General features: G+C 74.9%; 17 protein-coding genes. 13 read left to right on the forward strand and 4 right to left on the reverse strand.

What is annotated here, in order from left to right; genetic code table 11:
• The first annotated feature begins 120 nt into the window (after window positions 1–120).
• From ABTW95_RS15475 to ABTW95_RS15515, 9 genes are all read left to right on the forward strand, one after another.
• On the forward strand, window positions 121–1,098 hold the full coding sequence (locus ABTW95_RS15475; protein ID WP_500226603.1) for a sigma-70 family RNA polymerase sigma factor: 978 nt from the start codon (window positions 121–123) through the stop codon (window positions 1,096–1,098).
• A 106-nt stretch (window positions 1,099–1,204) separates the two neighbouring features.
• Window positions 1,205–1,870 (forward strand): protocatechuate 3,4-dioxygenase subunit beta, encoded by a 666-nt coding sequence (gene pcaH / locus ABTW95_RS15480; RefSeq protein WP_396446221.1) that lies wholly within the window; start codon window positions 1,205–1,207, stop codon window positions 1,868–1,870.
• Window positions 1,870–2,433, forward strand: coding sequence for a protocatechuate 3,4-dioxygenase subunit alpha (pcaG, locus tag ABTW95_RS15485; protein WP_396446220.1), 564 nt, complete (start codon window positions 1,870–1,872; stop codon window positions 2,431–2,433). The genes pcaH and pcaG overlap by 1 nt, the downstream gene beginning before the upstream one ends.
• Window positions 2,423–3,610: a 3-carboxy-cis,cis-muconate cycloisomerase gene (gene pcaB / locus ABTW95_RS15490; RefSeq protein ID WP_500226604.1), complete on the forward strand. Its 1,188-nt coding sequence runs from the start codon at window positions 2,423–2,425 to the stop codon at window positions 3,608–3,610. Before pcaG ends, pcaB begins: the two co-directional genes overlap by 11 nt.
• Window positions 3,607–4,389: a 3-oxoadipate enol-lactonase gene (gene pcaD, locus ABTW95_RS15495; RefSeq protein WP_500226605.1), complete on the forward strand. Its 783-nt coding sequence runs from the start codon at window positions 3,607–3,609 to the stop codon at window positions 4,387–4,389. The genes pcaB and pcaD overlap by 4 nt, the downstream gene beginning before the upstream one ends.
• Window positions 4,386–4,796, forward strand: a complete 411-nt coding sequence (gene pcaC / locus ABTW95_RS15500) for a 4-carboxymuconolactone decarboxylase (RefSeq protein ID WP_396446217.1) — start codon at window positions 4,386–4,388, stop codon at window positions 4,794–4,796. Before pcaD ends, pcaC begins: the two co-directional genes overlap by 4 nt.
• 1 nt (window position 4,797) lies before the next feature.
• Window positions 4,798–5,598 (forward strand): IclR family transcriptional regulator, encoded by an 801-nt coding sequence (locus ABTW95_RS15505; RefSeq protein WP_500226606.1) that lies wholly within the window; start codon window positions 4,798–4,800, stop codon window positions 5,596–5,598.
• Window positions 5,599–5,652: 54 nt separating this feature from the next.
• The gene (locus ABTW95_RS15510) at window positions 5,653–6,810 is read left to right on the forward strand and encodes a 4-hydroxybenzoate 3-monooxygenase (protein ID WP_396446215.1); all 1,158 of its coding nucleotides are present in this window, start codon (window positions 5,653–5,655) and stop codon (window positions 6,808–6,810) included.
• Window positions 6,811–7,238: 428 nt separating this feature from the next.
• Entirely contained in the window at window positions 7,239–8,042 is an 804-nt protein-coding gene (locus ABTW95_RS15515) for a phosphatase PAP2 family protein (protein ID WP_396446213.1), read from the forward strand.
• Here ABTW95_RS15515 and cphA read toward each other — a convergent pair.
• Together cphA and ABTW95_RS15525 are read right to left on the reverse strand one after the other, a co-directional pair.
• Window positions 8,039–10,678 carry a cyanophycin synthetase gene (gene cphA, locus ABTW95_RS15520; protein WP_500226607.1) on the reverse strand — a complete coding sequence of 880 codons (2,640 nt, stop codon included), beginning with the start codon at window positions 10,676–10,678 and terminating at the stop codon, window positions 8,039–8,041. The two genes, ABTW95_RS15515 and cphA, sit on opposite strands and share 4 nt — an antisense overlap.
• A 3-nt stretch (window positions 10,679–10,681) precedes the next feature.
• Entirely contained in the window at window positions 10,682–11,518 is an 837-nt protein-coding gene (locus tag ABTW95_RS15525) for a cyanophycinase (protein WP_396446211.1), read from the reverse strand.
• A 93-nt stretch (window positions 11,519–11,611) separates the two neighbouring features.
• On the opposite strand from ABTW95_RS15525, the gene ABTW95_RS15530 reads away from it, so the two are divergent.
• Together ABTW95_RS15530 and ABTW95_RS15535 are read left to right on the forward strand one after the other, a co-directional pair.
• Window positions 11,612–12,238, forward strand: coding sequence for a QsdR family transcriptional regulator (locus ABTW95_RS15530; protein ID WP_396446210.1), 627 nt, complete (start codon window positions 11,612–11,614; stop codon window positions 12,236–12,238).
• A 91-nt stretch (window positions 12,239–12,329) separates the two neighbouring features.
• Window positions 12,330–13,691 (forward strand): ABC1 kinase family protein, encoded by a 1,362-nt coding sequence (locus ABTW95_RS15535; RefSeq protein WP_500226608.1) that lies wholly within the window; start codon window positions 12,330–12,332, stop codon window positions 13,689–13,691.
• A gap of 32 nt (window positions 13,692–13,723) precedes the next feature.
• Here the strand turns inward: ABTW95_RS15535 and ABTW95_RS15540 are convergent, their stop codons facing one another.
• The gene (locus ABTW95_RS15540) at window positions 13,724–14,572 is read right to left on the reverse strand and encodes a siderophore-interacting protein (RefSeq protein ID WP_500226609.1); all 849 of its coding nucleotides are present in this window, start codon (window positions 14,570–14,572) and stop codon (window positions 13,724–13,726) included.
• Window positions 14,573–14,661: 89 nt separating this feature from the next.
• Entirely contained in the window at window positions 14,662–15,801 is a 1,140-nt protein-coding gene (locus ABTW95_RS15545) for a serine hydrolase domain-containing protein (RefSeq protein WP_396446207.1), read from the reverse strand.
• 217 nt (window positions 15,802–16,018) lie between these two features.
• Between ABTW95_RS15545 and ABTW95_RS15550 the strand changes: the two genes are divergently transcribed.
• Both ABTW95_RS15550 and ABTW95_RS15555 read left to right on the forward strand, forming a co-directional pair.
• On the forward strand, window positions 16,019–16,792 hold the full coding sequence (locus tag ABTW95_RS15550) for a cyclase family protein (protein WP_500226610.1): 774 nt from the start codon (window positions 16,019–16,021) through the stop codon (window positions 16,790–16,792).
• The coding region (locus ABTW95_RS15555; RefSeq protein WP_500226611.1) for a thiamine pyrophosphate-binding protein at window positions 16,789–17,357 on the forward strand (569 nt) is incomplete at its 3' end. The genes ABTW95_RS15550 and ABTW95_RS15555, both read left to right, overlap by 4 nt.

Raw genomic sequence — 17,357 nt, forward strand, 5'->3', positions numbered from 1 at the left:
GCGGGCGCGTAGGATCCGGAATGCACGCGTTCTGTCGGTGGGGTCTCCTACGGTCGGGGGCGACGGGGCCCGCCGGCCGCGCCGACGGAGCGATGCCGCCGAACGAAGGTGACGATCACCATGGCGAACACCACGATCGATTCAGACCGCGACTTCCAGGAACTCGCCGATCCCTACCGTCGGGAGCTGCTGGCGCACTGCTACCGGATGCTCGGGTCCATCCACGACGCCGAGGACCTGGTGCAGGAGACCTACCTGCGGGCGTGGCGCTCCTACGGCGACTTCGAGGGCCGGTCGTCGCTGCGGACGTGGCTGTACCGGATCGCCACGAACGTGTGCCTGACCGCGATCGACCAGCGCGGCAGGCGGCCGATGCCGTCCGGGCTGGGCGCGCCGAGCGACGACCCGGAGCGGCCCGTGGTGGCCTCGCCGGAGGTGCCGTGGCTGGAGCCGGCGCCCGACGCCGTCCTCGGCGCCGACGCCGCCGACCCCGCCACGATCGTCGCCGCCCGGGAGAGCACCCGGCTGGCGTTCGTCGCGGCGCTGCAGCACCTGCCCGCCAAGCAGCGCGTGGTGCTGATCCTGCGGGACGTCCTCAAGTGGCGCGCCGCCGAGGTCGCCGAGCTGCTCGGCACCTCGACGGCGGCGGTCAACAGCGCGCTGCAGCGGGCGCGGGCGCAGCTGGAGCAGGACGCCCCCATGCGGGACGAGCTGGTCGAGCCCACCGACCCCGAGCAGCGCGACCTCCTGGAGCGGTACGCCAAGGCGTTCGAGGACGCCGACATCACCGGCCTCATCGAGCTGTTCAAGAAGGACGTCGTCTGGGAGATGCCGCCGTTCCCCGAGTGGTTCGTCGGCGCCGAGCACGTCGTGCGGCTCATCATCGCCCAGTGCCGGCCCGGCCCGGGCGACATCCGGATGGTCCCGGCGGCCGCCAACGGGCAGCCGGCGTTCGGGCTCTACAAGCGCGACGAGGAGGGCGTGCTCCGCGCGTTCCAGCTGCAGGTCCTGAGCGTCACCCCGGAGGGCGTCTCGCACGTCTCGGTGTTCTTCGACACCAGCCTGTTCCCGCTGTTCGGGCTGGCCGAACACCTCTGATCGGCCTCCCGCTCTTCCAGTGAGCGGAAACCCGCCTGCGGCTCCTCCGGCATGGCCTGCCAGGGTGGTGGGGAGTGTCCGCGACGTGGGAATGAGGGATGAGCGCATGACCCACCCCCCGTACCTGTACCCGGGCTACAAGAGCACCGTGCTCAGAGCCCCGAAGCAGGAACTGATCATGCCGAAACTCGGCCCGGACAGCGTCGAGCTGACCTCGCCGGTCTTCGGGCACCAGGAGCTCGGCCGGCTGGACGAGGACCTCACCGTCCAGCACTCCGGGGAGCCCCAGGGGCAGCGGATCATCGTGACCGGGCGGGTGCTGGACAGCGGCGGCCGGCCGGTGCGGGGCGCGCTCGTGGAGATCTGGCAGGCCAACGCGGCCGGCCGGTACAACCACCTCGGCGACATCCACCCGGCGCCGCTCGACCCGAACTTCACCGGCGCCGGGCGCTGCCTCACCGACGACGACGGCCGCTACCGGTTCATCACGATCAAGCCGGGCGCCTACCCGTGGGGCAACCACCACAACGCGTGGCGGCCCGCGCACATCCACTTCTCGGTGTTCGGCACCGCGTTCACCCAGCGGCTCGTCACGCAGATGTACTTCCCCGACGACCCGCTGTTCGCCTACGACCCGATCTTCCAGTCGATCCCGGACGAGAAGGACCGGCAGAAGCTGATCTCCCGGTTCGACATGGAGATCACCAAGCCGGAATGGGCGCTCGGATACCAGTGGGACATCGTTCTCGGCGACACCCCGATGGAGACCTGATGAGCACTCCCTCACTCACCCCGTCACCCGCCACGCCGTCCCAGACGGTCGGCCCGTTCTTCGGCTTCGCGCTGCCCTACGCGGCGGGCCCGGAGGTCGTGCCGCCCTGGCGGCCGGACGCGATCCAGGTGCGCGGGCGGGTCCTCGACGGCGCGGGCGAGCCGGTGCCCGACGCGCTCCTGGAGATCTGGCAGCCCGACGGGGACGGCGCGATCCCGCGGCGCCCGGGCGGCCTGGTCCGGGCCGGGCACGGGTTCTCCGGCTTCGGCCGGTGCGGCACCGACGCCGACGGCGGCTACTGGTTCAGCACCGTCAAGCCGGGCGCGTCCGGCGCCGGCGCCCCCTACATCGCCGTGCTCGTCTTCGCCCGCGGCCTGCTCAAGCCCGTCTTCACCCGGCTGTACTTCCCCGAGGACGAGGCGGTGCACGCCGCCGACCCGCTGCTCGCGGAGGTCCCGGAGGGCCGCCGCGCGACCCTGGTCGCCGAGCGGGCGGGCGAGCGCGAGTACCGTTTCGACATCCGGCTGCAAGGGGAAGGAGAGACGGTCTTCCTTGCCTACTGACGAGCCCTGCGGCGGGCCGGGCCCCGACGCGGGCCTGCTGTCGCCGGTCCGGGCCGGGACGGAGGCGGAGGCCGCCACGGGCGACCCCGCCTACCTGACCGCGATGCTGGACGCCGAGGCGGCGCTCGCCCGCGCGCAGGCCCGCCTGGGGATCATCCCGGCGGCGGCGGCCGAGGCGATCACGGCCGCCGCCGTCCCCGGCCGGTTCGACCTCGTCGCGGTCGCCCGCCGGGCCCGCGGCTCCGGCACTCCGGTCGTGCCGCTGGTGGCCGACCTGCGCGCCCTCGCCGGAGCCGCCGGTGAGCACGTGCACAGGGGCGCCACCAGCCAGGACATCGCCGACACCGGCGCGATGCTCGTCGCGGCGCGGGCCAGGCGCGTCGTGCTCGCCCACCTCGACCGGGCGCTGGACGCCCTGGCCGGGCTCGCGGAGCGGTACCGCGACACCCCCACGGCGGCCCGCACGCTCGGCCGGCAGGCGCTGCCGACGACGTTCGGCGCCAAGGCCGCGAACTGGCTGATGGGCTGCCTGGACGCCCGCGCGGGCCTGGCCGCCGTGCCGCTGCCGGTGCAGCTCGGCGGCCCCGCCGGGACGCTGGACGCCTTCGGCGACCGGGCCCTCGACCTCGTCGCCGCCTACGCCGAGGAGACGGGCCTGGACCGCCCGGTCCTGCCCTGGCACACCCGCCGGGCGCCCGTCGCCGGCCTCGCGGCGGCGCTGGCCGTCACCGCCGGCGCGCTGGGCAAGATCGCCACGGACGTGTGGCTGCTGTCGCAGAGCGAGGTGGGCGAGGCCGCCGAGGCCGCGGGCCCCGGCCGGGGCGGCTCGTCGTCGATGCCGCACAAGCGCAACCCGGCGCTGTCCGCCCTGATCCGCTCGGCCGCGCTGCAGGTCCCGGCGCAGACGCAGGTGATCCTCGCCGCGCAGGCCGCGCCGCAGGAGCGGCCGGCGGGGGAGTGGCACGCCGAGTGGCAGCCGCTGCGCGAGTGCCTGCGCCTCACCGGCGGCGCCGCCGAGACGGCCGCCGAGCTGCTGGAGGGCCTGGAGGTCTCCACCGAGTCGATGCGCGCCGGCCTCGGCGACCTGCTGGACGTGCTCGGCGGCGACCCGGGGCCGGGCAACGCCGCCGTCCTGGTGGACCGGGCCCTGGACGCCTACCGGAGGAGCCGGCGGTGACACGGACGGACATCACGCCGCGGTACCGGCTCGACGGCCCCGAGGACGCGCCGCTCGTCGTCCTCGGCCCGTCCCTCGGCACGTCCGCGGACCTGTGGCTGCCGCAGCTGCCCGCGCTGACCCGCGCCTGGCGCGTCCTGCGCTTCGACCTGCCCGGCCACGGCGGCGCGCCGGTGCCCGACGGCCCGTTCACCGTCGACGACCTCGCCGGCGGCGTCGCCGCCCTGCTGGACGGCCTCGGCGCCGAGCGCGCCGCCTACGCCGGAGTGTCGCTCGGCGGCGCGATCGGCACCGCGCTCGCCCTGCGCGCCCCGGACCGCGTCGCCAGCCTGGTCCTGTGCTGCACGTCCCCCCGCTTCGGCGACCCGGGGGCGTGGCGGGAGCGCGCCGCGCTCGTCCGCCGCGAGGGCGTCGGCCCGGTGGCCGACTCGGCCGCGGGCCGCTGGTTCACCCCCGCCTTCACCCGCGCGGAGACCTACACCGCGATGCTCCGCGCGACCGACCCGGAGGGCTACGCGGCCTGCTGCGACGCCCTCGCCGGATTCGACGCCACCGCGCGGCTCGGCGCGATCTCCGCGCCGACCCTGGTGATCGCCGGGGCGCAGGACGGTCCCACGCCGCCGCGGGGCCACGCCGACCGGCTGGCCGAAGGCATCCCCGGCGCCCGGCTGACCGTCGTCGAGGGCGCCGGGCACCTGGCCAACGTCGAGCGGCCCGTCGCGGTGACCAGGGAGATCACCGCGCACCTCGACCGCACGTGGAAGGGACACGGCAGATGAGCGCCGAGCGCATGACCGACGGGGAGCGGCACGCGCAGGGCATGCGGACGCGCCGCGAGGTGCTCGGCGACGCCCACGTCGACCGCGCCGAGGCCCGCAAGGACGGCTTCACCGCCGACTTCCAGGACATGATCACCCGGTACGCGTGGGGCGAGATCTGGAGCCGGCCCGGCCTCGACCGCAGGACCCGCAGCTGCATCACGCTCACCGCGATGGTCGCCGGCGGCCACCTGGAGGAGCTCGCGATGCACGTGCGCGCCGCCGTCCGCAACGGGCTGACGCACGAGGAGATCAAAGAGGTGCTCCTGCAGACGGCGATCTATTGTGGAGTCCCCGCGGCGAACTCGGCCTTCGCCGTCGCCCAGCGGGTACTAGGCGAGCTGGACGGACCCGGAGTGACAGAGTGACATGGCGGAGCGCGCGCGGCCGGTGAGCGTGGCGGGCAAGGTGATGGCCATCTTGAACGCCTTCGCTCAGGGCGGCGTCCGCCTCAACCTCAGCGAGATCTGCCGCCGCTCCGGGCTGCCGCTGGCGACCGGGCACCGGCTCGTCGGCGAGCTGGCCGCGGGCGGGTTCCTGGAGCGGGTCCCGGACGGCACGTACCGCATCGGCACCCGGCTGTGGCGCATCGGCAGCCAGGCCCCGGCCGTCACCGGGCTGCGGGAGCTGGCGCTGCCGCACATGGAGGACCTGTACGAGGCCACGCACGACAACGTGCAGCTCGGCGTGCTGCGCGAGGACCGCGTGCTGATCGTCGAGCGGCTGCGCGGGACCCGCTCGGTGCCGGTCGTCACGCAGGTCGGCGCGATGCTGCCGCTGCACACCACCGGCGTCGGCAAGGTGCTGCTGGCGTACGCGCCGCCGGACGTGCGGGAGCAGGTCCTGGCCGGGGAGCTGGCCCGGTACGCGGTGCGGTCCATCACCGACCCGGAGAACCTGCGCCGCGACCTGGAGCAGGTCCGCCGCACCGGCTACGCGCTCACCCGGGACGAGATGACGCTGGGCGCCTCGTCGGTCGGCGCGCCGGTGCGGGACGGCGCGGGCGAGGTGGTCGCGGCGCTCTCGCTGGTCGCGGGCACGCGCGGCGCGGACCTGCGGCGGCTGCTGCCGCCGCTGAAGACGGCGGCGCGCGCCCTGTCCCGGGACGTCGCCGCGCACTGGCGCGGCGATCCGGACTTCTTTTCCGGTGAGCGGAAGACCGGTGCTTGAACCTGCGGCGATGCACGCCAGCATCGCCGGGTGAACCGACGACGAGGAGGCTCGATGCGTACCCAGGTCGCGATCATCGGCGGCGGCCCCGCCGGACTGCTGCTGTCCCACCTGCTGCACCTGCAGGGGATCGACTCGGTGGTCCTGGAGAGCCGGGACCGCGACTACGTGGAGCATCGGCAGCGGGCCGGGATGCTGGAGCAGGGCACGACCGACATCCTGCGCGAGAGCGGCGTCGGCGAGCGGCTCGACCGCGAGGGCCTCGTCCACCACGGGCTGGAGCTGCGGTTCGGCGGCGCGGGGCACCGCGTGCCGCTGACCGACCTGACCGGCCGGACGGTCACCGTCTACGCGCAGACCGAGATCGTCAAGGACCTCGTCGCGCGGCGGCTCGCGGACGGCGGCGACGTGCGCTTCGAGGCCGAGGCCGTGAGCCTGGACCCGTCCGCGCCGAGCGTCACGTTCCGCAGCGGCGGGGCGACGCACACCCTCGACTGTGACTACATCGCCGGCTGCGACGGGTTCCACGGCGTCAGCCGCCCGGCGGTGCCCGGCCTGCGGACGTTCGAGCGGGAGTACCCGTTCGCCTGGCTCGGCATCCTCGCCGACGTCCCGCCGTCCACCGAGGAGCTCATCTACGCCAACCACGACCGCGGCTTCGCGCTGCACAGCCTGCGCTCCCCGTACGTCAGCCGCCTGTACCTGCAGGTCTCGCCGGACGAGGACCTCGCGGAGTGGTCCGACGCCAGGATCTGGGACGAGCTGGCGACGCGGTTCGCCACCGACGACGGCTGGAAGCTCCACGAGGGGCCCATCACCGACAAGTCGGTCACGCCGATGCGCAGCTTCGTGGCCGAGCCGCTGCGCCACGACCGGCTGTTCCTCGCCGGGGACGCCGGGCACATCGTCCCCCCGACGGGGGCGAAGGGCCTCAACCTCGCCGTGTCCGACGTGATCATCCTGGCGCGGGCGCTCACCGAGCGGTACGCCTCGGGCTCGGAGACCCTGCTGGACGGCTACTCCGACCTGTGCCTGCGGCGGGTCTGGCGGGCCGAGCACTTCTCCTACTGGATGACGACGCTGCTGCACGTGGACCCGGCCGCGAGCGAGTTCGAGCGGCGCCTCCAGCGGTCCCACCTGGACTACGTGGCCTCGTCGGAGGCGGCCAAGGCGTCCCTGGCGGAGAACTACACCGGCCTTCCGATCTTCTAGGGGCCGTCCCGTCCCGGCGGTGCGGTGAGACGTACGTCACGCGATTTGGCAGCGTCTGAACTTTTACCGTCTGGGCAAGTTCGGTCTAGCGTGGACGATCACGGGTGAGATGTCCGCGTTTCACGACCGACTGGGGGTCCCGTTGGCCACGCCGCCGTACCGGCCGGGCCGGTTCTCGTTCCGCCGGCGTGTACTCGTCGCCCTGCCGTGCACCGGGCTCCCGGCATGACGGCCGTCCTTCCGGCCGGCGCGGTGACGGCGCTAGGCGGCCGCGCCGCGCGGTGGCCTCCGGAACGGGCGGCGGTTCCCACCGCGGACGTGGAAGGTGAGAGGCTACGGAGTCCGCTCGCCGACTCCGGCGGGCGGCCGCCCGGCCGGAACCCGCCCCGGCCCGGAACCGGCCCGGCCACCCACAGAAGGACACCGACGTGAGCCTCCTCGACCGCCCGTCCCGGCCGGCCGGCGCGCTCGCGCGGCTGCGCCGGCCCGCGCTCCGGCCCGCCGCCGCGGACCCGCCCGGCGGCGGGCGGCCCGGCGGGCGCCCGCACGCCGTCGGGGAGCTGCTGCTGATCACCGTGCTGTTCACGGTCTACAAGCTCGGCCGGCTGCTGGCGAACGGCCGGGTCGCGGAGGCGTTCGACAACGCCCACCGCGTGTGGCACCTGGAGCGCCTCGTCCTCCTGCCGAGCGAGACCGGCGTCCAGCACGGCCTGCTGCAGAGCCCGCTCCTCGTGCACGCGGCCAACTCCTACTACGCGTACGTGCACTTCCCGGCGGCGATCGCGTTCCTGCTATGGATCTACCTGCGGCGGCCCCTGCACTATCGGTGGGTCCGCCGCGTCATGGTGGCCCTGACCGCCGTCGCGCTCGTCCTGCACCTGCTCGTGCCGCTCGCCCCGCCGCGGATGCTGCCCGCGACCGGGCTGATCGACACCGCGGCGCAGTTCGGCCCGGCCGTGTACGGGCCGCCGCAGACCGACACGGTCGCCAACCAGTACGCGGCCATGCCGTCCCTGCACATCGGCTGGGCGGCGGTCATCGCGCTCGGGCTCATCGTCACGTCCCGGACGCGGTGGCGCTGGCTGTGGCTGCTGCACCCGGCGGTGACGATCGCGGTCGTGGTCGGCACCGCCAACCACTACTGGCTGGACGGCATCGTGGTGCTCGTGCTGCTGGCCGCCGGCGTCCTCCTGCTGCGCCCGCCCGCCGCGGAGCCGGCCCCGCCCGGCTAGCCGGCCGGCTCGGCGCCCAGGGTCTCCAGCAGCTCGGTCACCGGCTCCAGCTTCTCGTACAGCAGCAGCACCGGCTCGCCCGGCTCGGCCAGGTCCAGCGCCGAGGTCAGCGCCCCCTTCAGGTCGCCCGCCGGGTGGTGGCGCACGTCCGGGCGCGCCTCCCGCAGCCCCTGGACGATCAGCCGGGTCATCTCGCCCGAGCGGCGGCCGCGCAGGTCCTCGTCCTCGTAGACGACGACGCGGCCGAACGTCCCGGCCAGGGCGCGCGCCGTCTCGCCGACGAGCTCGTCGGACCGGTCGCCCGGCAGCGTGACCGCGGCGACCCCGCCGGCGCCCCAGCGCCGCTCGACGAACGCGCCCATCGCCCCGACCGCCGCCGGGTTGTGCGCGTAGTCGACCAGGACGGGGTTGGCGCCGACCTGGTACACGCAGCCCCGGCCGGGGTTGCGGGTGTGCGGGTCGAACGAGCGCAGCGCGCGCGCCAGCACGTCCACCGGGACGCCGAGGGCGCGGGCGGCGGCGGACGCGGCCAGCGCGTTGGCGAGGACGTGCGCGGCGTGCCCGCCGAACGCGCCGGCCACCTCGCCCGCCGGCAGGATCCGGGTGCGGCGGTCGCCGCGCGCCTCGGTCAGCCAGCCGTCCGCCACGCAGTAGCCGAGGCCGCCGCCGCGCAGGTGCGCCGCGAGGGCGGGCGCGTCCGGCGACAGCGAGAAGAGGCGGAGCACCGGGTCGCGGCGCCGGACCGCGGGCCGCACCGCCAGGCTCGCCGACGCCTCGTCCTCGGCGTTCAGCACGAGGTGCCCGCCGCGCCGGATCTCCTCGGCGACCAGCGCCTTGATGTCGAGCAGGTCGTCCACCGACTCGGTGTCGTCCGTGCCGAGGTGGTCGCGGGTGACGTTGGTGACCACCGCGACGTCGGCGCGCTCGTAGCCGAGGCCGCGCCGGACGATGCCGCCCCGCGCGGTCTCCAGCACGGCCGCCTCCACCGACCGGTCGCCGAGCACCATCTCCGCGGACCGCGGCCCGGACGCGTCCGACAGGTGGACGAGCCGCCCGCCCACGTGCACGCCCTCGGTGCTGGTCATGCCGGTGCGCCGACCGTCCAGCTCCAGCATGTGCGCGATCATCCGGACGGTCGTCGTCTTGCCGTTGGTGCCCGTCACCGACACGACCGGGACCCGGGACGGCGTGCCCGCCGGGTACATCAGGTCGAGGACGTCGCCGGCGACGTCGCGGCCCGCCCCCTCGTGCGGCGCCAGGTGCATGCGCAGCCCCGGCGCGGCGTTGACCTCCAGGATCCCGGCGGCGCCGCGCTCGGCGGGCGGCGGCGAGCCGATGTCGGGGAGCCGCAGGTCGATGCCGCACACGTCCATGCCGACGGCCGCCGCGGCCCGCACGCACATGGCGGCGAGGTCGGGGTGCACCTCTTCGGTCACGTCCCGGCTGGTGCCGCCCGTGGACAGGTTCGCGTTCCGGCGCAGCCACACCCGCTCCCCGCCGCCGGGCACCGAGCCGGGGCCGTGCCCCTGCCGGGCCAGCAGCGCCAGCTCGGTCGGGCCGAGCGCCAGCCGGGTCAGCGGCCGGTCGTGGCCCTCGCCGCGCGCCGGGTCGGCGTTGACCCGCTCCACCAGCGCCTCGACCGTCGCCTCCCCGTCGCCGGTGACGCACGCGGCGGTCAGCTCGGCCGCCGCCGAGACCCGGCCGCCGACCACGAGGACCCGGTAGTCCTTGCCCGGGATGTAGGACTCGACGAGCACCTCGCCCTCGTCGCCGGCCGCGGCCGCGTACGCGGCCACCACCTCGGGCGGCTCGGTCAGCTCGATGTGGACGTTCTCGCCCTGGTGCCCGGCGAGCGGCTTGACCACCACCGGCCCGCCGATGTCGCGCAGCGCCTCCAGGGCCTCCGCCGCCGACGCCGCGACCCGGCCCTCCGGGACGGGCAGGCCCGCGTCGGCGAGCACCCGGTGCGCGAGCCGCTTGTCGCCCGCGACCTCCATCCCGATCGCGGACGTGGCGTCCGTCATCGCCGCCCACACCGTCCGCCGGTACCGCCCGTACCCGAGCCGCAGCAGGTTGAGGTCGCCGACGCGGCGGACCGGCACGCCCCGCTCCCGCGCCGCCCGCGCCAGCGCCGCCGTGCTCACCCCGAGGCGCTCGCCCTCGTGCGCGGCGGCCACCTCGGCGAGGTCGCCGGACGCGTCGGGCACCGCGCCGGCGAGCGCGCCGGTCACGATCCGCAGGGCGAGCGCGATCAGCCGCTCCACCACCGCGCTGCTCGCGGGCTCGTCCCGGGGGCACTCCAGGATCACGTCGTACTCGGCGGGGCCGCCCGCCCGGACGGTGCGCCCGAAGAACACCTCCCGGCCGATCAGCCCGGACAGCTCCAGCGTGACGTGCTCGGTGACATGGCCGAAATAGGTGCCGCGCGCCATCGCGTCCAGCAGCCCGCCGGGCCGGCCCGCCGAGCAGTGGTGCTCCGCCAGGCCGGGCAGCGCCGCCACCAGCCGCTCGGCGAAGCCGGGATGGTCGGTCGTCTCGTGCCCGGCCAGGCCCTGCAGGTCGAGGCGCGCGATCGCGACGGGACGGGACAGGTAGACGTTCGGGCCGCTCAGGCGGCGCACATGGTCGAGCCGCACGGTTCAGTCCTCCTCGTCCGGGCCGCGCATGTTGCCGATGGCCGGCAGCTTGTCGTTCATCTGGAACGTGCAGCCGGCCGGCAGCAGGTGCAGCGACACGTCGAACATCGCCATCGGCTCGTCGTCGGAGGCGGCGTAGGCGATGGTGGACTGCCCGGCGTCCACGACCGTGACCACGCCCGTCCCGACGACCTCGAACTGGCCGTCGCCCACCACGATCGCGGTGTCCTCGTCGATCCCCACGCCGAGCAGGCGGGTGTCCAGCGCTATGCCGCTCATCAGCCGCGGCAGCCGGCCGCGCTCGTTGAAATGCATGTCGATCAGCACGTTGTCGAGCAGCCCCAGCCCCGGGCCCACCTTCACGCTGGACGCGGCGACCTCGTGGCCGTGCCCGCCCAGGATCATCCAGTGGCCCATCGCGGTCGCGCCCGCGCTCGTCCCGGCGATGACCAGGCCCTCCTGGTCCAGCCGGCGTTTCAGCAGCTCGTTGGTCCTCGATCCGACCAGGGTCCGGATCCGCGACTGGTCGCCGCCGCTGAACAGCACGCCCGTCGCCGCCTCCAGCGCCCGCAGCGTCGCCGGGTCGTCGGCCGCGGCCCGGCCGAGCAGCCGCAGCTCCCGGACCGACGGCACGCCGAGCCGCCCGAAAACCGCCGTGTACTCCTCGGCGACCTCCTCGGGCACCTCCGTCGCCGTCGTCACGACCACGATCCGCGCGTCCTCGGCCCCGGACAGCTCGACGAACGTCTCCAGCGGGCCCGACCCGCAGGTCCGGTTCTCCGCCCCACCGATGATCAGCAGCCGGCCCTTGCGTCCGGCACTCCCATGTTTGTCCTTCACACCAGCGAACTACCCCTTGATCACCCCGGGTAGTCGCGCGATCGCGAGGAGCTCCCGTCCGGTCCGGTCCCGGCGCTGTGCCATGCTGTGCGGATGAGCGGCAGCCCCGTTCCCCCGGACGTCCCGGGCCGGCCACCGACCGGGCCGTCCGCCGCGCTCGCCGCCGCGTCCGAGCACTACCTGCGGGGCGAGCCGATCGACATGTCCGCGCTGGCCGCCGAGCTCGGCGTCGGCCGCGCGACCCTCTACCGGTGGGTCGGCAGCCGCGAGCAGCTCCTCGGCTGGGTCCTGGCGGAGATGACCGAGCGCACCTACGAGGTGGCGGTCAAGGGCGTGGGCGGCAGCGGCGCGGAGCGGATCCTCACCGTCCTGGAGCGCTTCATGCGCGCGGTCGTGAACGCGGCCCCGCTGAAGGCGTTCACCGAGCGCGAGCCGCGGCTGTTCATCCGGCTGGCCACCATGCCCGGCACCATCGAGGACCGCGCGACCGAGCTGCTGACCCGCGAGCTGCAGGCGGAGATCGACCGCGGCGCGCTGCGCCTCCCGCTGCCGACCCGGACGCTGGCGCAGGCGATCGTCCGGGTCGCCGACTCGTTCATGTACGCCCACTACCTGGGCGGGAACCGGCCGGAGATCGAGCAGGCCATGGAGGTCGTCGAGCTGCTGCTGCGCCCCTGCGGGCCCGGCGCGGGGGAATCTTCCGCCCCGGCCGGACGCTGAACATTGGACGAGTGATGACCGCTTTGTGGCATGCGCTCGCCATGAGAGGCTTAGTCATTGGACGCATCGTCGAAAGAGGGACGGCAGGGCCGTGAGTGACATCCCCCGCCGCGCGGTGACGCGCACCGCCAAGCTGGCGACCCTCCCGCTGGGCTTCGCCGGGCGCACCGCCCTCGGGTTCGGCAAGCGGACCCTCGGCCGCCCCGCCGAGGCCGTCGCGCTGGAGGTCCAGCGCCGCACCGCCGAGCAGCTGTTCGCCGTGCTCGGCGAGCTGAAGGGCGGCGCGATGAAGGTCGGCCAGCTGCTGTCGATCTTCGAGGCCGGGCTGCCCGAGGAGATCGCCGGGCCGTTCCGCGCCAGCCTCACCCGCCTCCAGGAGGCGGCGCCCCCGATGCCCGCCGCAACGACCCACCAGGTCCTCGCCGAGGGCCTCGGCGGCGACTGGCGCGGCCTCTTCGCCGAGTTCGACGACCGCCCGGCCGCGGCCGCGTCCATCGGGCAGGTCCACAAGGCCGTCTGGCACGACGGGCGCACCGTCGCGGTCAAGGTCCAGTACCCCGGCGCCGCGCAGGCCCTGATGAGCGACTTCAACCAGATCTCCCGGCTCAGCCGGCTGTTCACGCCGCTGTTCCCCGGCGTCGAGGTCAAGCCGGTCGTCGCCGACCTCAAGCGCCGCCTGGAGAAGGAGCTCGACTACGTCGACGAGGCCCGCGCCCAGACCGCCTTCCACGACGCCTACGCCGGCGACCCCGACTTCGCCGTCCCCGCCGTCGTCGCCCAGTCCGGCAACGTGCTGGTCACCGAGTGGCTGGACGGCACCCCGCTCGCCAAGGTCATCGCCGAGGGCGGCCAGGAGGCCCGCGACCGGGCGGGGCTCCTGCTGTTCCGCTTCCTGCTGTCCGGCCCGGCCCGCTGCGAGATGATCCACATCGATCCGCACCCGGGCAACTTCCGCCTGCTGGACGACGGCCGCCTCGGCGTCCTGGACTTCGGCGGCGCCGCCCGCGTCCCCGCGGAACTCCAGTGGTCGATCGGCCGGCTGCTGCGCATCGGCACCCTCGGCGACCCCGACGAGATCGTCGACGCCCTCTGCGAGGAGGGCTTCCTCGTCCCCGAGGCCGAGGTCGACCCGGACGAGATCGCCGCCCTGGTCGCCCCGCACGCGGCCCCGTTCGCCGTGGAGCGCTTCCGTTACTCCCGCGAATGGCTCCGCGAGCAGACCGCCCGCGGCCTCGGCCTCGCCTCCGACATGCGGCCCGGCGCGCTCGCCCGCGCCTTCCGCCTCCCGCCGCAGTACCTCGCGGTCAGCCGCGCCCTGTCCGGCTGCGGCGGCGTCCTCTGCCAGCTGGAGACCGAGGGCCCCTTCCGCGCCGAGGCCGAACGCTGGCTCCCCGGCTTCGCCGACGACGACGGCCCCGAGGACCTCGACGACCAGGCGCAGGCCACCGCCTAGTACGGGGCCGGCGCCTGGGCGAGGGGCACCGGCTAGTTCTGGAGGGCCGCGGCCTCCTCCTGCTCGACCCGGCGGTTCCACTCCCGCTTGCTCGACTGCCAGCCGTCCTCGTCGCGGCCCCGGCGCCAGTAGCCGGAGATGGACAGCTGCGCCATGGGCAGGCCGCGCTCGACGCGGAGATGGCGGCGGAGCACCTTGACGAAGTCCGCCTCGCCGTGGACGAAGGCGTGCACCTCGCCGTCCGGGAAGTCCAGCTTCCGGACGGCCTCGGCGACCAGGTCGCCGACCTGGCCGGCCCCGCGGTGCAGCCAGGTGATCTGCGCGCCGGCGGGCGCCCGGAGATTCTGCTCCTCCTCGGGACCCGCGACCTCGATGAAGACCCGGGCGGCGGCGCCGTCCGGGATGCGCTCCAGGGACGCGGCGATCGCGGGGAGGGCGCTCTCGTCGCCGGCCAGCAGGTGCCAGCCGGCGCCCGCGCTCGGCGCGTAGGCGCCGCCGGGGCCGTTGAAGTGGATCTCATCGCCCGGCCGGGCGCCGGCCGCCCAGGGGCCCGCGAGCCCCTTGTCGCCGTGGTGGACGAAGTCGATCGTCAGCTCGCGCGCCTCCGCGTCCCACGCCCGGACGGTGTAGGTGCGGGTGCCGGGCCACTGGTCGCGCGGCATCTCGGCGCGCACCCGCTCCATGTCGAACGGCTCGGGGTAGGCGACGCCCGGCCGCGGGAACAGCAGCTTCACGTAGTGGTCGGTGAACTCGCCCGCGCGGAACTGCGCGAGCCCGGCGCCGCCGAGGACCACGCGGATCATGTGCGGGGTGAGGCGCTCGGTGCGCAGCACCGTCCCCCGGTGGAGCGTGCGTCCCCTGCGGGCCGGTCCCGTCGCCATGCGGTCCTCCGATGATGCGGATCACAGTACTTAGGGGACCCTAACCTTCGGGGACGCCGGATTTGTTCCAGGCCCGGGGGATCCGCCGGTCAGCCGCGCGTCCGGGCGACCTCGGCGGCGACCGCCTCGAACGCGGCGTCGGTCTCCTCGCCGGCGAACAGGGTGGCGAGCGTCGACTTGACGATGACGACGCGGTGGCGGGGCGACGCCCAGATGAGCTGTCCGCCGAGCCCGTTGGCGGAGAACGCGCCGTCCGCGCCGAGCCACCACTGCAGGCCGTAGCCCTGGTTGAAGGGGGCGGACGGGCGCGTGGACTCGGCCACCCACGAGGCGGGGACGACCCGGCGCCCGTTCGCCTTCCCGCCGTTCAGGTAGAGCAGGCCGAACCGCGCGAAGTCGCGGTCGGTGGCGTAGTAGCAGCAGTAGCCCATGCTGTTGCCGTTGGAGTCGTTGCCGAGGTACGCCTTGGACGCCATCCCCGCCGGCCCCCAGATCTTCTTCTGGACGTAGGAGTGGTAGGGCGTCCCGGTCGCCTCGGCCACCACCCAGGAGAGCACGAACGAGTTCATGCTGGTGTACTCGAACCTCGTCCCGGGCTCCCAGCCGCGCCTCCGCTGCTTCGCCAGTTCGGTCAGCGGGTATCCGAGGCTGGCGGCGACGTGCACGAACGGGACGTCGCGGGTCTCCGTCCACTCGATGCCCGACGACATCCGCAGCAGGTCCCGCAGGGAGACGCCGTCGTATCCCGATCCCCTGAGCTCCGGGACGTACTTCGTGACCGGGTCGTCCATCGAGTCGATGAAGCCCTCGCCGAGGGCGATGCCGACCGCGGCCGAGGTGAACGACTTCGCCATCGACCAGGACTGGAACAGCGTGTCGCGGTCGGCGGTGACGTAGCGCTCGAGGACGATGTCGTTCCCGTCCAGGACGACGAAGCCCTGCGTCCCCGTCCGGGCGAGGTAGTCGTCGAGCGTGTGCTTCTGCCCTTCGTAGGTGTAGGTGACCGACAGCGGCCGGGGCGCCTCGCGCAGTTCCACCGGGTGCGACGAGGGGAGCAGCGGGTCGAAGCCGGCGGCGTTCCCGGTGACCGCGGTCGGCGGCGCGGTCGGCGGCGCGGGCGGCGGGGCCTCCGCCGGGGTCCGCGCCGGGGAGGCGGCGAGCGCCGGGGGAGCGGTGAGGGCGGCGGCGGTGGCGAGTGCGAGGGTGAGCGTCCAGCGTCGGCGGCGCATCGGACCTCCGTGGGGGGCGGGGCGGCCGGGGTTCCGCCCCGATGGTGAGCGCGCCTCCGGCGCTCGTCCATGGGCCCGGCGACGAAAATCCGCGGCCGGGCGTGCGGATGGGTGAACGGTCCGGCGGCCTGGGGCGGGTGACCCTCCGAACAGGGGCATCTGCGGTACGTTCGGGGAGCCCCCGCGACCCCCACAGCAGCCCGCGCCCGGAGGAACGATGTCCGTTCTCGCCCAGTTGCTCACCGCCGTCGCCGACGGCTCGGTGGAGATCGTCGACCTGACCGCGCCCCTCTCGGAGCGGACTCCGATCCTGCGGCTGCCGGAGCCGTTCGCCAACACCGTGCCGTTCCGGCTCAAGGAGATCAGCCGGTACGACGACCGCGGCCCCGCGTGGTACTGGAACGACATCGAGACCGGCGAGCACGTCGGCACGCACTTCGACGCGCCCGTGCACTGGGCCACCGGCCGCGACGGCGAGGACGTCTCGCAGGTCCCGCCCGGCCGGCTCCTCGCCCCGGCGGTGGTGCTGGACGCGTCCGAGCGCGCCGCCGGCGATCCCGACTTCCTGCTGGAGATCGACCACGTCCGGGCATGGGAGAACAGGCACGGCCCGCTCCCGGACGGCGGCTGGCTGCTCTACCGGACGGGCTGGGACGCCCGGTCCGGCGACCAGGAGAGCTTCCTCAACGCCGACGAGAACGGCCCCCACACGCCGGGGATCTCCGCCGAGTGCGCCCGGTGGCTCGCCGAGGAGACCCCCGTCATCGGCCTCGGCGTGGAGACCGTCGGCACCGACGCGGGCGGCGCGCACGCGTTCGACCCGCCGTTCCCCTGCCACTCCTACTTCCTCGGCGCCGGCAAGTACGGCCTCACCCAGCTGCAGAACCTGGAGCGGCTGCCGGTCCGCGGCGCCGTGCTGCTCGCCTCGCCGCTGCCGATCGTCGGCGGATCCGGCAGCCCCGCCCGCGTCCTCGCGCTGATCGAGCGATGAACGTCGCGGAGGCCGTGGGGGAGGCCCTCGCCCGGCTCGGCGCCGGCACCGTCTTCGGGGTCGTCGGCAGCGGCAACTTCCACGTCACGAACGCGATGATCGCCAACGGCGCCCGGTTCGTCGCCGCCCGGCACGAGGGCGGCGCCGCGACGATGGCGGACGCCTACGCGCGGGTGAGCGGCGGCCTCGGCGTCCTCACCGTCCACCAGGGGCCCGGCCTCACCAACGCCGTCACCGGCATCGCCGAGGCCGCCAAGAGCCGCACGCCGCTGCTGGTCGTCGCGGGCGAGGTGGCCGCCGCCGCGGTCCGCTCCAACTTCCGGATCGACCAGGCGGCGATCGCCGCGGCGGTCGGCGCCGTCCCCGAGCGGGTCCACTCGCCGCAGACCGCGCTCGACGACGTGGCGCGCGCCTGCAGGACCGCGGTCGCCGAGCGCCGCACGGTGCTGCTCGGGCTGCCGCTGGACGTGCAGGGCGCCGCGCTGCCGGACGAGGCCGAGCGCCGGTCCGCCGCGCCGCGGCGGGGCCGGTCCGAGATCCCGCCGCTGCCGGTGCCGCCGGCGGC

This window comes from Spirillospora sp. NPDC127506 (assembly GCF_040302145.1).
In the GTDB taxonomy this organism is placed as follows: Bacteria; Actinomycetota; Actinomycetes; order Streptosporangiales; family Streptosporangiaceae; genus Spirillospora.

What these genes read in the sequence shown, in the direction of transcription:
- ABTW95_RS15510 (WP_396446215.1), top strand. Translation starts at nt 5,653, where the DNA reads ATGCGTACCCAGGTCGCGATCATCGGCGGCGGCCCCGCCGGACTGCTG.
- ABTW95_RS15550 (WP_500226610.1), top strand. Translation starts at nt 16,019, where the DNA reads ATGTCCGTTCTCGCCCAGTTGCTCACCGCCGTCGCCGACGGCTCGGTG.
- pcaG (WP_396446220.1), top strand. Translation starts at nt 1,870, where the DNA reads ATGAGCACTCCCTCACTCACCCCGTCACCCGCCACGCCGTCCCAGACG.
- ABTW95_RS15540 (WP_500226609.1), bottom strand. Translation starts at nt 14,572, where the DNA reads ATGGCGACGGGACCGGCCCGCAGGGGACGCACGCTCCACCGGGGGACG.
- pcaC (WP_396446217.1), top strand. Translation starts at nt 4,386, where the DNA reads ATGAGCGCCGAGCGCATGACCGACGGGGAGCGGCACGCGCAGGGCATG.
- ABTW95_RS15530 (WP_396446210.1), top strand. Translation starts at nt 11,612, where the DNA reads ATGAGCGGCAGCCCCGTTCCCCCGGACGTCCCGGGCCGGCCACCGACC.
- ABTW95_RS15505 (WP_500226606.1), top strand. Translation starts at nt 4,798, where the DNA reads ATGGCGGAGCGCGCGCGGCCGGTGAGCGTGGCGGGCAAGGTGATGGCC.
- ABTW95_RS15475 (WP_500226603.1), top strand. Translation starts at nt 121, where the DNA reads ATGGCGAACACCACGATCGATTCAGACCGCGACTTCCAGGAACTCGCC.
- ABTW95_RS15545 (WP_396446207.1), bottom strand. Translation starts at nt 15,801, where the DNA reads ATGCGCCGCCGACGCTGGACGCTCACCCTCGCACTCGCCACCGCCGCC.
- pcaH (WP_396446221.1), top strand. Translation starts at nt 1,205, where the DNA reads ATGACCCACCCCCCGTACCTGTACCCGGGCTACAAGAGCACCGTGCTC.